This window comes from Nodularia sp. UHCC 0506, assembly GCF_034931045.1.
Taxonomy (GTDB): Bacteria; Cyanobacteriota; Cyanobacteriia; order Cyanobacteriales; family Nostocaceae; genus Nodularia.
The window spans coordinates 42,684-57,888 of record NZ_JAYGHH010000018.1 but is presented as its reverse complement, the minus strand read 5'-3'; the positions used below and the strand labels follow the sequence as shown (position 1 = coordinate 57,888).

12 protein-coding genes are annotated in these 15,205 nt (G+C 39.8%); 8 read left to right on the top strand and 4 right to left on the bottom strand.

From position 1 onward, the window contains the following. Positions 1–103: 103 nt before the first annotated feature. From VB654_RS12650 to VB654_RS12640, 3 genes are all read left to right on the top strand, one after another. Positions 104–310, top strand: a complete 207-nt coding sequence (locus VB654_RS12650) for a DUF751 family protein (RefSeq protein ID WP_323214117.1) — start codon at positions 104–106, stop codon at positions 308–310. A gap of 122 nt (positions 311–432) precedes the next feature. Then, positions 433–843, top strand: a complete 411-nt coding sequence (gene rbfA, locus VB654_RS12645) for a 30S ribosome-binding factor RbfA (RefSeq protein ID WP_323214116.1) — start codon at positions 433–435, stop codon at positions 841–843. A gap of 1,046 nt (positions 844–1,889) precedes the next feature. Continuing rightward, positions 1,890–2,135, top strand: coding sequence for a DUF4327 family protein (locus VB654_RS12640; RefSeq protein ID WP_323214115.1), 246 nt, complete (start codon positions 1,890–1,892; stop codon positions 2,133–2,135). A gap of 276 nt (positions 2,136–2,411) precedes the next feature. Here VB654_RS12640 and VB654_RS12635 read toward each other — a convergent pair whose 3' ends face one another. Continuing rightward, positions 2,412–2,765: a hypothetical protein gene (locus VB654_RS12635; RefSeq protein WP_323214114.1), complete on the bottom strand. Its 354-nt coding sequence runs from the start codon at positions 2,763–2,765 to the stop codon at positions 2,412–2,414. Between the two features lie 352 nt (positions 2,766–3,117). On the opposite strand from VB654_RS12635, the gene VB654_RS12630 reads away from it, so the two are divergent. The 4 genes from VB654_RS12630 to VB654_RS12615 all read left to right on the top strand — a co-directional run bounded on the left by VB654_RS12630 (position 3,118) and on the right by VB654_RS12615 (position 9,796). Further along, positions 3,118–4,005 (top strand): cation diffusion facilitator family transporter, encoded by an 888-nt coding sequence (locus VB654_RS12630; protein ID WP_323214113.1) that lies wholly within the window; start codon positions 3,118–3,120, stop codon positions 4,003–4,005. Positions 4,006–4,384: 379 nt separating this feature from the next. Further along, a complete protein-coding gene (locus tag VB654_RS12625) occupies positions 4,385–6,643 on the top strand; it encodes an ATP-binding protein (RefSeq protein WP_323214112.1) in 2,259 nt (752 codons plus the stop codon). A gap of 4 nt (positions 6,644–6,647) precedes the next feature. After that, complete coding sequence (locus VB654_RS12620; RefSeq protein WP_323214111.1) at positions 6,648–7,103, top strand: response regulator; 456 nt, start codon at positions 6,648–6,650, stop codon at positions 7,101–7,103. 2 nt (positions 7,104–7,105) lie between these two features. After that, positions 7,106–9,796, top strand: a complete 2,691-nt coding sequence (locus VB654_RS12615) for a PAS domain-containing protein (protein ID WP_323214110.1) — start codon at positions 7,106–7,108, stop codon at positions 9,794–9,796. 45 nt (positions 9,797–9,841) lie between these two features. On the opposite strand, the gene VB654_RS12610 is transcribed toward VB654_RS12615, so the two are convergent. From VB654_RS12610 to VB654_RS12600, 3 genes are all read right to left on the bottom strand, one after another. Then, a complete protein-coding gene (locus VB654_RS12610; protein ID WP_323214109.1) occupies positions 9,842–11,068 on the bottom strand; it encodes a serine/threonine-protein kinase in 1,227 nt (408 codons plus the stop codon). Positions 11,069–11,097: 29 nt separating this feature from the next. Then, complete coding sequence (locus VB654_RS12605) at positions 11,098–11,934, bottom strand: alpha/beta hydrolase (RefSeq protein WP_323214139.1); 837 nt, start codon at positions 11,932–11,934, stop codon at positions 11,098–11,100. 184 nt (positions 11,935–12,118) lie between these two features. Further along, positions 12,119–12,301: a hypothetical protein gene (locus VB654_RS12600; protein WP_323214108.1), complete on the bottom strand. Its 183-nt coding sequence runs from the start codon at positions 12,299–12,301 to the stop codon at positions 12,119–12,121. A gap of 314 nt (positions 12,302–12,615) precedes the next feature. Between VB654_RS12600 and glgX the strand changes: the two genes are divergently transcribed. Continuing rightward, positions 12,616–14,766, top strand: coding sequence for a glycogen debranching protein GlgX (gene glgX / locus VB654_RS12595; RefSeq protein ID WP_323214107.1), 2,151 nt, complete (start codon positions 12,616–12,618; stop codon positions 14,764–14,766). Positions 14,767–15,205: the final 439 nt, after the last annotated feature.

The following is a 15,205-nucleotide window of genomic DNA, read 5'->3' as shown; positions in this document are numbered from 1 at the left end:
CGCAGCATCTTTGATCTGATTTGCGTAATTTTTTGGCTGCATAGATTACAATTATATAGAATAAAAGCAAATGTAATTGTATAACAAGGCAGTCTAGATTCAAATGTTTGACGGATTTTGGGATAACGTCTTTCGCTACCCCCGGTACTTCATTACAATCCTCTTAGGAGTGTTTCTGAACTCGATTGAGCCATTAATGCCACTGCTAAAACGCCCTGTCACCTTGATTGCTCTGTTGGGTTTCTTTGTAGGTACTCTAGTTTTTGTGAGTCTCACCGTGCGGGCGATGCTAGGGCTGAGTGCAGTCTAAGCTCAAAGTGTCAGGATGTTGGTTTCTAGGCAGCAGCTATGGGCGTTGAATGCGTCAGGGTTTGTTCTGCCCAATTTATATATAATTTATGTCGTACAACCTCTGTGAGGAGGCAAAAATTTATGGCTACTAATCGCCGCATTTCCCGCGTTGCTGAGTTGATTAAACGGGAAGTTAGCCAAATGCTACTCCACGGTATTAAGGATGATCGTGTGGGTACTGGAATGGTGAGCGTTACCTTTGTTGATGTTTCTGGTGATCTCCAACACGCCAAAGTCTATGTCAGTATTTATGGTACAGAGGAAGCTAAGTCAGAAACAATGGCAGGTTTAAAGTCGGCCACAGGTTTTGTTCGTAGTGAACTGGGTTCACGAGTGAGGCTGCGTCGTACCCCAGAAGTGATTTTTATCGAAGATGATTCCATAGAACGGGGTACTAAGGTGCTGTCGCTTTTAAACAAACTTGAGGATGAGCGATCGCTTGACAGTTTGACAGTAGACGGGAATACTATGGCTGAAGATGATGAACTGTAACTGATTAACAATGTCACTTTAGAACAATCAAGTTCTAGGGAATTAGCTAAGGAGTTTACAGACGGGATCATATCACGTCTGTTTTAATGTGACTATAACGAAATGTAAAGAGTTGGTAGCTTTCTATTGAGTGCTATACATTTCTTTTCAGAGTAAAAGGAACAAAAAAAACATCCCTGCTACAAGGCGCTAACACTCAATAGTGCTTATTCGTGTCCTGTCGCGTCGCCAAGTGTTTTTACTGGTAAGTTAGGAGTTCACCACAAAATCAAATATTTTATGGCTGGATAAATTTATGGTTCACACCAATCATGGTTTCCACTCAAATCGATTATTCTCTGTGTGAGCATTTACGTAAGCTTCAGTAGTAAATGACTTGTTCATTGATGGTTGTCATCATTTCACGCTCATTATGAATAAAATTGGTAATACCTTGACCTAAATACTGTTAACCTGACTATAAAGGCAAAAGTGCATATTTAATCCTAAGTGTTTACCGATGCAAAACAGTTATCTTCTGTGCTGTCATTTACTAGAACAGTTATCTGCTTTTGGAAGCAATTATTCATAAATGTTAGTTTATGAAATTTTTCTGGTATAATCACCCCTCATATTTGGCGATAGTTAATAGCGATTTTCCGGCTAAAAATCAGCCATAACCAAATCCCCAAATATCTCAGCTAGGCTTTTATGTAATAATTATGTACATCAGTGATCCACTATATGATATAATTCCGCCGACACAAATATGCACAAAATTAACACCAGCAAGAACTTGAGATATATTGAAGACAAATCAAATTATCTTGCCAGCTAGTTAAGTTAATTACGGTCAGATCACAAACTCCAGTACATTTTTCATAAGAGTCAGGATTTGTTGACATTCTTAACATTTCTTTAGATAATTTGAAGGTGTATAGCGTCAAAATAAAATCAGTTCCGTATAGCAAACTACAAAACCCTAGCCACAAGTCGAATCTTTGTCATGTTTGTTCCCAGCATTTAATGGGAAAACTATCTACTTGTAAACTTTGTGAGTAAAAACCATGAGTGTGAATACGGTGCCTTCTATCAATTATTACTCTTACTACTCTTTGGATATTATCCAAGATGAAGCACGCCGACTGGTGGAAAGGGGAATGGTGAGTCGGCAACAGCCAATATATACCCTCTGTCAATACATTCCTGCGAGAGAGTGGGTTTGTGTGGAGTGTGAGTTAGAAAAATGTGACTTTTTATTACGCGATCGCATTGGCGATCTGATTGGTCGAGAACAATGGGAAAATGATTAACAGGATGTGATTCGGATTTTGGATTGGGAGTTTATTTTGGATGTCTATAATTTGACAGCAAGCAATTAAATGCTTGATTCGAGGGCTAATCTCTAGTTTTGATATATATTTCCCCATCCAGAATCTTAGTTTTTTCATTAACGCAGAAGCATTAGAATCTAAACTTATAGAATTTCCCAAGTTACAAATGCGTTCATCGCTGTAATAACTTAACTATCTGAATATAGATTTACTGAACGGGGTAGTTTAACATATTAAGCTGCCCCGGCAGTTTTTTCAGCCGACTTGTTCTAAATACTGGTTAACGTCTTCAATAATTCGCGTCAGTTCAGCTTCTGTAGTTAAGCGGATATTGATATCGCGGATAGTCAGCAGGACTTTAGCCGCAAAGGGAGTAGGCCAAATATTGGGATTACAAAAAACTTCTAAAAATACATCCCCAGTGTAGCGATACTCGACGGGAGACTGAGGAGTGACTTTAGCGCCGCCAGGAGTGGGTTTAGCGGCGACAGCTTTCAGGCGTGCCATTAATTCATCCGTTGCTGCCTTTAATTCCTGTGCCGCCTGGGGTGAAAAACTAAAGGTGACAGAACCTTCAACCAGATTCAGTGTGAGAGGAGTTGAAGACATGAGTTATTGATAAAACTGATTGATAATTATCTATTTTACTGGAAGAAGTGATCTGATATCTGATTACATCTGAGACAGTAAATGACCTTTCCTCCCCCTGCTCCCCGCTCCCTGCCCCCCTGCTCTCAAAACGACGGGATATTTTTTTATTTGGAAATCTCTTACCTGTTCCCTGTTCCCTACCTCACAGAAACCAAACCGGATTCCTATAGTTATAAATACTCTCATTAAAGCAGTAAAAAATTAGCGACTAAAGAGATATATAATCCTTACAGCGTAAGACTTTGACACATTTAATATCAGTTTTAAGTTTTACATTGGTAGTCATAGAAATAAATGTTAAATCTACTCTATGACTTACGACAACCGCCCCGAAGTGCAAAAGGTTTTAATTATCACCCTATTGCTTAACCTGCTGGTAATCGGATTAAAAGGATTTTTGGGGTATATGACAGGTTCTTTAAGCTTATTAGCTGATGCTTTGCATAGTGTTACGGATGCTGCCAACAACATTTTAGGATTAATCGCCAGTAAATATTCTGCTCCCCAACCAGATATGGAACACCCTTACGGACACCAGAAATTTGAAGGTGTGGGGGCTTTAGGAATTGCGGCTTTTTTAGCCATAGCCTGTTGGCAAATTCTCCAAGGTGCTGTGGAGAGGATAATTCAAGGTAGTGAACCTGTAAATATATCTTCTGTGGAGTTGTGGTTATTGTTAATTGTGCTGGGTGTGAATATTTTTGTGGCGTTTTATGAACGTGGTGTAGGTAAGCGTGTCGGTAGCCCCATTTTGATAGCTGATGCTGCACATACCATGAGCGATGTTTGGGTGACTATAACTGTAATTGGGGGTTTAATAGGGGTTTGGCTAGGTTATCAATGGCTGGATGTGGTGTTAGCTTTTCCTGTGGCTTTGTTAGTGTTTTGGACTGGTTTCTCAGTTCTTAAAACTAATGTACCTTGGCTGGTAGACCAAATGGCGATCGCACCAGAAAAAATTCATGCGATCGCCACTGCTGTTCCTGGCGTGATTAATTGTCATAAAATCGCTTCCAGGGGTGTTCTTGGTCGCCAAGTCTTTATGGAAATGCACTTAATTGTCGATGCACCAGATGTAGAAACTGCCCATCGCATCACCGAAGCAGTAGAAAGCCGACTAGAAGCCAGTTTCAGCCCTGTGAGAATTTTAATTCATCTCGAGCCACCAACATATCAGTCTGAGCAAATTAGCTTTTAAAAGGCTAATTGCTAGGCACAAAATTTACCAAATTTGCTACATGAATCTCAAACCTAGTAGCAATTTTGCAGAAATTTTTAGTTACTTATGATACACAAAGTCTGAAATATTCATATTTTTATGAAAATGTAATATTAATTAATATAACTTAGATTTTATTTACACAGCTTTAAACCAGGATTTACGCGAAAATACAACAATTTTACATGAATTGTGAACTACTAATGGAGACAGGCATAAGTCGTTAGTACTAGTTCCATTAATTATCTCTGTAATATAGCTATGCTGGGAATGAGAGTGTTTGATCAAGTTTAAAAAACTGCCATAGCACAATACGAGAGGATATTTCAAAACAACTTGTAATCTCCAGGTTTTAAATGTGAGTACTAACGATATTACTATCCCTGTGACAATTGATATTAGCAGCTGTAATAAAGAGCCAATTCATATTCCTGGCTCAATTCAGCCTCATGGATTGCTTTTGTCCCTAAAAGAGCCAGATTTAACTATTCTACAAGTCAGCGATAATACATTCAATTTATTTGGTTTACAACCTGAAGAATTACTAAATAAAAATTTAACTTATCTTCTCGAAGAAGACCAAATTAGTTTACTGGCAGAGTCTTTATTACAAGATGATTTACCAATTGTTAATCCCATTGAATTGACTATTAATTTAAATGATAAAGTTGTGCATTTTGATGGAATTATTCACCGCTCTCATGGAGTTTTAATTTTAGAATTAGAACCAACAATTTTAGATAAGGGCAATGCTTTTTTTAAGTTTTACCATTTAGTAAAAGCAGCAATGTCAAAGTTACAATCTGCATATAATTTAACAGAAATTAGTCAGATTATTGTCACAGAAGTTAAGAAAATCACTGGTTTTGATAGAGTTATGCTCTATCGATTTGATCAAGATTGGAATGGCACAGTTATTGCTGAATCAAAGCCAGAATATTTGACAGCTTATTTAGGGTTACGTTATCCGGCTTCTGATATTCCCACTCAAGCCAGAACACTCTATAGCCAAAACTGGCTGAGACTGATACCAAATACCCACTATCAGCCTGTGGCCATTATACCAGCCAATAATCCTTTGACTAACGAACCTTTAGATTTAAGCAGGTCAGTATTACGGAGTGTCTCGCCTGTACACATTGAGTATATGCACAATATGGGCGTGACGGCATCTATGTCAATTTCTATTATGAAAGGTGGAAAGCTGTGGGGACTAATTGCTTGTCATCATCAATCACCTAAATATATTCCCTATGAAATTCGGAATGCTTGTGAATTTTTGGGGCAAATGACATCTTTAGAAATGGCAGCGAAAGAAGATAGTGAAGATGTGGAATATAAGATACAGGTAAAATCTCATCATTCCAAATTAGTGGAGTATATGTCATTAGAAAATAACTTCATTGACGGTTTAATTAATAAACAACCAAATCTCCTCAATCTTGTAGAGGCTCAAGGAGCAGCAGTCTGCTTTCATGGCAAATATTTCACAGTTGGTAAAACTCCTGAACAACAGGATATTGAAGATTTAGTGGAATGGATAAATCAAAACCAGCAGGAAGAAATTTTCTATACTGATTCCTTATTTAAATTTTATCCCCAGGCGGAAAAATTACGGGACGTTGCAAGCGGTGTGATGGCAATTTCCATTTCCAAAAGTCAAAAAAACTATGTTTTATGGTTTCGTCCAGAGGTAGTGCAAACTGTCGATTGGGGTGGTAATCCTGATAAACCGGTAGAAGTGAAACAAAATGGTAGTATCCGCCTATCACCCCGGAAATCCTTTGATTTATGGAAAGAAACAGTTTTGTTAAAATCGGTTCCCTGGAAATCATATCAAGTGAATGCAGCACTAGAATTAAGAAGTGCAATTATTGGCGTAGTGCTGCGGAAAGCAGATGAACTAGCACAGTTGAATATTGAACTAGAACGCAGTAATAAAGAATTAGATGCCTTTGCCTATATAGCTTCCCATGATTTGAAAGAACCACTGCGCGGGATTCACAATTACTCTAACTTCTTGATAGAAGATTACGGTGACATCCTAAACGAAGAGGGTAAAAATAAATTAAAAACATTGATTCGTCTGACCCAGCGCATGGAGGATTTAATCGATTCCCTGCTGCATTTTTCCCGCTTGGGGAGAATAGACCTTTCTATGCAGCCAATAGACCTCAATGATGTATTGCATCACAGTTTAGATTTATTGAGCGCCCGCATTGAGGAGATGAAGGTAGATATTCAAATTCCCCGACCGCTACCAACAGTATATTGCGATCGCGTCCAACTAGGTGAAGTCTTTAATAATTTGATTGCTAACTCGATTAAATACAACGATAAAGCTGAAAAATACATTGAAATTGGTTATATAGATGAGCCACCATTACCAATCACATTCTACGTGCGAGATAATGGTATCGGTATTCGAGATCAACACTTTGAAGCCATTTTCCGCATTTTCAAACGACTGCATAGCCCAGGCAAATATGGTGGCGGTACTGGAGCGGGTTTAACTATTGTAAAAAAAATCGTAGAACGTCATGGCGGTAAAATCTGGGTAGAATCAAACTATGGTAAAGGTAGTACCTTTTATTTCACATTACAGAGAGTTGAGTAAACCCATGATTGGTAATTTTGCTAGACCTTTACTAGTAATTGAAGATAGCGACGAAGACTTTGAAGCTTTGTGTCGAATCATGAAAAAAAAAGCTGTTGTCAATCCTGTATTTCGCTGTAGTGATGGCGAGGAAGCACTAGACTTTCTTTACCACACCGGGACTTACAGTGATGTCCCAAACTTTCCTCGTCCGGCAATTATTTTGCTCGACTTAAATTTACCAGGAACTGATGGGCGAGAAGTCTTAGAACAAATCAAGCAAAATGAAGAATTGAAATACATTCCTGTAGTTGTATTTACCACGTCATCCAATCCTAAAGACATTGAAATATGTTACCAATATTGCGTGGCTAGTTATATGTTGAAACCAATTGATATTAATAGATTGGTGGAAACTATTCAAAGTTTCATAACTTATTGGTTAGATATCGTCATTCTCCCTGATGCTCTTAACAACTAGTTATGGCACAACCGCTAACTGTTTTAATTGTTGATGATTGTCTTGAAGACCGCCAGGTTTATCGTCGTTATCTGCTGCAAGACCAAGAATACAATTACACAATTCTCGAAGAAGAATCGGGAGAAGGAGCGTTAATATTATGTCAACAGTTTCAGCCTGACGCTATTTTATTAGATTTTTTAATGCCAGACTTAGACGGTTTGGAATTTATGGCGGAATTAAAACAGCAATCACAACAAGCCATTCCCGCAGTAATTATGTTAACTGGTTGTGGTAACGAAGCTGTGGCAGTACAAGCCATGAAAAGCGGTGTCCAAGACTATTTAGTCAAGGGACAAACCACTGGCGAACGTTTGCGCTCCATTATTCACTCGGCAATTAAAAATGCTCAACTAAGTCAAGAGTTGCAACGCAGTGAGGAACGTTTCCGTACTTCCGTGGAGAATATGCTCGATTGTTTCGGCATTTTTTCAGCTGTGCGTGATGAGACGGGCAAAATCCTCCAGTTTCGGGTTGATTATATAAATGCCGCAGCTTGTGAATTTAGCCAAATCACTTCAGAAAAACAGGGTGAATATCTGTGCAGAATTCTGCTGAATATTCGAGAGAATGGCTTGTTTGATGATTGTTGCCAAGTTGTACAAACTGGTCAGCCCTTAGTTAAAGAATCACTCGTTTATACTTGTGTGAATAGTCAACAGCAATCAACTAGAGTGATTGATATTCGCATTACTAAAATGGAGGATGGCTTCGTCGCTGCTTGGCGAGATGTGACGGGAAAAAAACAGGCAGAGGCAAAATTACGAGAGAGTCAGCAGTTTATTGAAAGCATTGCTGATACCACACCGGGGATTTTGTACGTTTATGATTTGATGAAACAGCAGAACGTCTATACCAATAGCCAAATTATTAATCTACTTGGTTATACTTGCCAACAAATTCAAGGTATGGATTCTGAGTTTCTATCAACTTTAATGCATCCTGAAGATCAGGTGCGATTTTTGGAGCATCTGCAACTAATTGACGTAGCTGAGAATGGCGAAATTCTTGAATTTGAATATCGGATGCGACACGCCAATGGTGAATGGCTGTGGTTTTTTAGTCGGGATACTGTTTTTAATCGAAATGTTGACGGTTCGCCGCGTCAGATTGTGGGTACAGCTTTTGATATTACTGCGCGTAAGCAAGTAGAGGAACAGCTACGTTTAAGTAATGAGCGTTTTCGATTAGCAGCAGCAGCAGTTAATTGTCTAATTTATGATCGGGATATTAAAAATAATATTGTGAGCAGAACTGAGGGGTTAACCCGGATTTTGGGCTATTCCTTAGAAGAAGCCGACCCCAGCGCTGAATGGTGGATGGAGAAAGTTCATTCTGAACATAGAGAACGTCTGCTCAATCAATTGACTGATTTTTTTGCAAGGGAAAATTACTATACAATTGAGTATAGAATGCTTCATAAAGATCAACAGTATCGGTATGTATTAGATCAGGGCATAATTGTTCGAGATCCTCATGGTCAGGTAGTGCGAACAGTGGGCAGTGTGACAGACATTAGCGAACGTAAACAGGCTGAAACAGCTTTGCGCGAAAGTGAGGAACGTTACCGTTATTTATCGGACTTGATACCACAACTTGTCTGGACGTGCAATTTTCAAGGGGAATGTGAGTATGTCAATCAAAGATGGTATGAATTTACTGGGCAAATGGCCGAGGAGGCGAAAGGGTTTGGTTGGACAAAAGTTATACATCCAGATGATCTCGCCTCAGTCATACCGGAATGGACACAAGCCTTGCAGAAAAAGAAGTCCTACGAACAAGAAATGCGCTATCAAAAACATGATGGCAGCTATTGTTGGCATCTAGTCAGAAATGTGGCGATTAAGGATGAACAAGGACGAGTCGTCAAGTGGTTTGGCACTGCTACAGATATAGACCATCGCAAGCAATTAGAAGCAGAACTGGATCGGCTGTTGCAGAGGGAACAAGCGGCACGCAGTGTAGCCGAAAAAGCCAACCAAAGTAAAGATGAGTTTGTAGCTATGGTATCTCATGACTTGCGATCGCCACTCAATGCTATTCTCGGTTGGGCAAAATTACTGCGGACTCGGCAACTACCTCCAGATACCATTACCAATGCCTTAGAAACCATCGAACGCAATGCTCAAGCTCAGGCTAAACTCTTAGAAGACCTATTGAATATGTCCCGCATTCTTCGGGGTCAGTTGCAGTTGGAAGTCCACCCCATCAAGCTGGTGAATATTGTTAAGGAATCTGTGGAAACTGCTTACCCGTCTGCTAATGCTAAGGGAGTTCATTTAAAATCTGTAATTGATGAGTCCATTCCCCCGATTGTCGGTGATGCTAACCGCTTGCGACAAGTTTTAGGCAATTTACTCTCCAACGCGATTAAATTCACCCCATCCGGTGGAGAAGTGGAAGTACGACTGACAAAAAGTGATGATTCTTCAATCTTCATCCAGGTGAGTGACACAGGTCTGGGCATCAAACCGGAATTTCTGCCCCACGTATTTGACAGATATTGTCAGGCTGATTGTACTTCTAAACAAAGTGGTTTAGGTTTAGGTTTAGCGATCGCACGTCATTTAGTAGAATTACACGGCGGTACTATTCAAGCCCATAGCCAAGGCAAAGGACTAGGAGCGACTTTTACTATCAAATTACCTTTGTAGCTATTTATCAATTAAGTAGGTAGGTTATAATTAACTGATAACTGTTCACTGTTCACTGTTCACTGATTCACTAGGTATAGTGATAAAATCTTTCACAGACCCCAAAGAATAATTTTGTAATTTAAAGTCAGCAAAAGGTTGATTTTCTAATCTATCCCGTAAAGCTTCATCGATAACTACACCTTCTGATTCTGGTTGTACACCAATGATAATTATACTTCGTTGGTATCTAGTTAAATCCTGATTTTCCTGACAATTACTTGCTTGAAATTGACCAAGATTTAATAAGCGATAGCTTTGAACACTGGGCGTATTGCTAAATAAACTTTTTGCTAAACGTTGCACTTGTTGAGCGCGTTCTAAAGCTTTGCGTTGTTGAACTGCTGGGTTTCCCCCACAAGCAGCCATACCTACAGAAATAATTTCATTGGGTTCTGCCATTATTTGCTGTATACCTTCCTGTTCTAGTTTCAACTTTAAAACATCAAGACTAATAATTTGATCATTATTTTGAATTTGAAAATTACTCCCAGCCAGCCATTTATAATCAATTGATAAAACAGCTATATTAAACTTAGCAATTTTACCTTGACTATCCATTCCTACTTCATAAGGAAAATAATCAATCGTACCTTTTCTTTGTGGTGATTGTGCTGACGTTGCCAAAGTCGCAAATTTGGGTGAACGTGTGGCTAAAGCGGTTAAACTCAGTAAACCGAAAGAAACTGATAAGGCTGCAAATAAAGCTATTAAAGGTACTTTTTCTGTATGCTTGACTGATGCTGGTAGAGTCATATTAATTTTAGACCTACTTACCACATTTGCCGGGATAAATTGTTTTAACCAGTCTACAGCTTGTGATTGAAAAACAAAGCTTTGCTGCTGCTTGAGCCACACATCTAAGTGAGGCTGGTCAATTTTTTCCATGACCATACAGTGCAGAATTATACCATTTCTAGTTTGATACTGAAAATAACCTGCAAATTTAGGAACATCTGGATGATTGAGATGTTCTAACAGTGATGCTTCTTGGCAAAACAGTTCTACTGCTTGAGCATCTTTTGATAGCTCTTCATTCAGAACTTTGAGGATTTTTGGTGTATCTTGTTCATCTGCTACATAGACTTTGCTAAAACCATTTTTGTCACTCAACAAACTGACCACCCGATAGCGTCCTAACAGTTCCAGGGGGGAACCACAACTTTTACAAAAACGGTCTTGGTTATCTGGGTGATAGGGTTGAGGACAAACTGGATTAATACAAAGGCTCATGATGGAATTAAGTCAACGTCAGACTTGTTTTATTTACATTCTGCTAGGAATGCTGCTACAGTCCGGTTAAATGCTTCAGGTTGAGTCAAAAAAGGCCAATGATTGCCGGGAACTTGACAAAGACGGAAATTTTTCAGGTGGGTTTTGTAAGGTTTGATTTGCCAATTTTGACGGTTAAGACCTTTTTTTGGTTGTACGAATAGCGCTGGGGTATCAACAGGGTGAATAAAACCCGGTACACACATGACATCTGCAAAAATGCGATCGCGCGCGGCTATAGTAAATTTACTACCCCAACTCCCATCAGGTTTTTGTTCAATTCCAGCTTGAAATACTTGCTGTTGTAAAGTAGTCCAGCCTTCATATTGCTTTAACTCACGGGCTTGAGCTTCGGCTTCTGCATAACTAGCAAAAGGCCCCATACCTTTGAGAAAAGATAAGTAACGGTACAACAGAGGGAAAGTTAACTGCAATAAGCTGGGCATTTTCCAAATAAAAATCGGGTCAACCAGTACCATACTGCGTAACCGTGGGGGATTTTTTCTCGCCCAAATAGCAGCTAGTTTCCCCGTCCAGGAGTGACTGACAACGTGTGCAGAAGACCATCCCAGATGATCCATGAGGTTTTCTAGGTCAGCGATCGCACTATCAAAGGTATAATCATTTTCTGGCTTACTGCTTTCACCATGACCACGCATATCTGGCGCAACTATGTGATAGTCTGCTGCTAGGTCATCTGCCAAGCCAGACCAAACCAGAGCATTATCAGCTAAACCGTGTAATAGCAGTAAAGGTTCTTGACCTTGTTTCCACTCCAAATAAGAAAGTTTGATATCAGGTTTTGATAACGTTTGACGTAAAGGCATCGTCATACAATTTTGGATTTTAGATTTTAGATTTTAGATTGACTATTGACAAGACAATTATTAAGTTTATAGCACTCCTGTCTAGAATAGATACACAGAAGAATTAATTAACCACAGATTAACACAGAAGAATTGATAACTCACAGATGAGGGAGTTTTATAATTAGAAAACTTGATGACAATTTTATTTAAATCTTTTATTTTTAGAAATATAATTATGCAATGTCACCAAAAACATCAGAGTATAACTTGCAGAAATGGCAATACCAAAAGTGAGAAATGCAGGTAAATTCATCCTTCTGATGATAACTACCGTGATCACACTAAAAAATATACTAGCTAAAAAAGCTAATAAATCTTTATTCAAAATAAACTCCTAAATATTAGTTGTGGCGACTTAATTCACTAATACTTTATTCATCGGTCTAAATACCGTAAACAATGTTACGTACAAACCTGGCTGCGAGTTTATTTAGATTAGTTTTATGATTTCAAATAAAAAAATATTCCTCCATTCCTAAACTAGAATAATAACTGGTCGCTTCAGTTAAATTCACAACGGAAATACCAGCGAATTCGACAATTGTTCGGGAATCTGAGCTTCTTATGTGTTTGCAATAGTTCCTAACTTATTCTAATACTGAAGTAGGTGTATTTATTCCATAAGGAAAGCTTGACAATATGTATCTCTCTCTCTGGCCTGGTAAACCCTATCCTTTAGGAGCAACTTGGGATGGTAAAGGCACTAACTTTGCTCTGTTTTCGGAAAACGCCACAGGGGTTGAATTGTGCCTGTTTGACCAGCAAGACAGAGAAACTAGACTCACTCTCACAGAAATTAGTAACTTTACTTGGCATTGCTACGTTCCTTCTATCGTCCCTGGTCAGCGATATGGTTTTAGAGTACACGGTCCCTTTAACCCCCAAGAAGGACATCGCTTTAACCCTCACAAGCTGCTGATAGACCCCTACGCCAAAGCATTAGACGGCGAAATCGGTTTTGGGGAAGAAATGTTTGGCTATCGCTGGGATGACCCTCAAGAGGATTTGGGATTTTCGGAACTGGATGACGCGCACCTCGTACCTAAAGCCGTGGTGGTGGATGAGTCTTTTGATTGGGAAGGGGATGAACTGCTGCAAACCCCTTGGCATGAAACGGTAATTTATGAAACCCACGTCAAAGGCTTTACCAAGCTGCACCCAGCCATTCCTGCCAAACTCCGAGGCACCTATGCTGGACTAGCTCACCCTGCCAGTATTTCTCATCTCCAGTCTTTGGGTGTGACAGCTGTGGAATTAATGCCCGTCCATCATTATCTGGCATATCCCCGACACTTAGTCGATACAGGACTGAGAAATTACTGGGGTTATGACTCTATCTGCTATTTAGCTCCCTACCACGGCTACAGTGCTAATTCTGGTCATGGCGAGCAGGTGAAAGAGTTTAAGCAGATGGTCAAGGCACTACACAAAGCCGGAATGGAGGTGATTTTAGATGTGGTGTACAACCATACTGGAGAAGGCAATAATTTAGGTCCGACTTTATCTCTGCGAGGTATAGATAATACATCTTATTATCGCCTAGTGGATGGTAACGCCCGTTATTATATGGACTTCACCGGCTGCGGTAATTCTTTGAATGTGCGCCATCCCCAAGTGCTGAAACTGATTATGGATAGTCTGCGTTACTGGGTACTAGAAATGCACGTTGATGGTTTCCGGTTTGACTTAGCCTCGGCACTGGCGCGGGAACTTTTCGCGGTTGACCGGCTGGCTGCTTTCTTTGATATTATTCACCAAGACCCGGTTTTAGCTGATGTGAAATTAATTGCCGAACCTTGGGATGTGGGTGAAGGTGGCTATCAAGTGGGTGAATTTCCTCTTTTGTGGTCAGAATGGAATGGCAGATATAGGGATACTGTGCGGGACTTCTGGCGCGGCGAAGATAGTAGTTTGGCAGAGTTTGCCTATCGATTTACGGGTAGTTCTGACCTGTATCAGTTAAACGGACGCAATCCCAGCGCTAGTATTAATTTTATTACCGCCCATGATGGTTTTACTCTCAATGATTTAGTCAGTTACAACCAGAAGCACAATGAGGCGAATGGAGAAGACAGTCGGGATGGGGAAAATCATAATCGCTCTTGGAACTGTGGCGTTGAAGGGGAAACGAATGATCTGGTAATCAGCAAGTTACGGAAACAGCAACGGCGAAACTTTTTGACTACTTTACTGCTTTCCCAAGGTGTGCCGATGCTGGTAATGGGTGACGAAATGGGGCGGAGTCAAGGTGGAAACAATAATGCTTACTGCCAAGATAATGAAGTGGCTTGGTTAGATTGGGATTTACCAGAAGAAAATGAAGCGCTGTTAGATTTCACTCGTCAACTGATTGATTTTCGCCGTAAGCATCCAGTTTTCCGCAGACGTAAGTGGTTCCAAGGTAGAGCTATCCACGGTTCCGGGGTACATGATATTGGTTGGTTCAATCCCGATGGGACGCAGATGACAGAAGAACAGTGGAACGAAGGTTTTACTAAGGCGATTGGGATCTTTATGAATGGTGAAGAAATAGCCACCCCTGGGCCACGGGGGGAACGAATTATGGATGATTCTTTCTTGTGGTTTTTTAACGCTCACCATGAGATGTTGGAGTTTGTGATTCCCAAAGGATTACAGAACTGGGAATGGCTGACTATTATTGACACAACGAAGCCCCGCTTTGTCCAACGTGGTAAACGTTATATCGATGATAAACCAATTCTAGTGGAGGCGCGATCGCTTGTGGTTTTACAGCGTTTGGGTAGAGCTTTATTTGAGAATGAGGAATAGTTTGTAGTTCGTAATTCGTAATTCGTAATTCGTAATTCGTAGTTCGTAATTCGTAATTCCTAGTTCGTAATTCGTAATTCGTAATGCTCCCTTTCCTGCGGAACGCTACGCGAACGGGAGAGCTACGCTAACGTAGTTCGTAGTTCGTAATTCGTAATTATTTGGTAACTTGTTTTGCAGTCGGGGTTTGAATCCCCGATTTTATATCGCTGGGAAATGTTTCTTATTTAAAGACTATGCAATACTGTCTTGCATGATTCTATTAACCCAGTCATAAAGGGTGACATCCAAACTAATAGTCCAGCGTTTTTAATTAATAGCGATGTCATATTAAGGTAGTGTACAATCATCATTCCTCCCATTTAATCAACGACTTGTGTGTAAAACTAACTAGTTTTTGTGGCTTCACAAATTTATTTAGGGCTTGCTGAAGAAATCT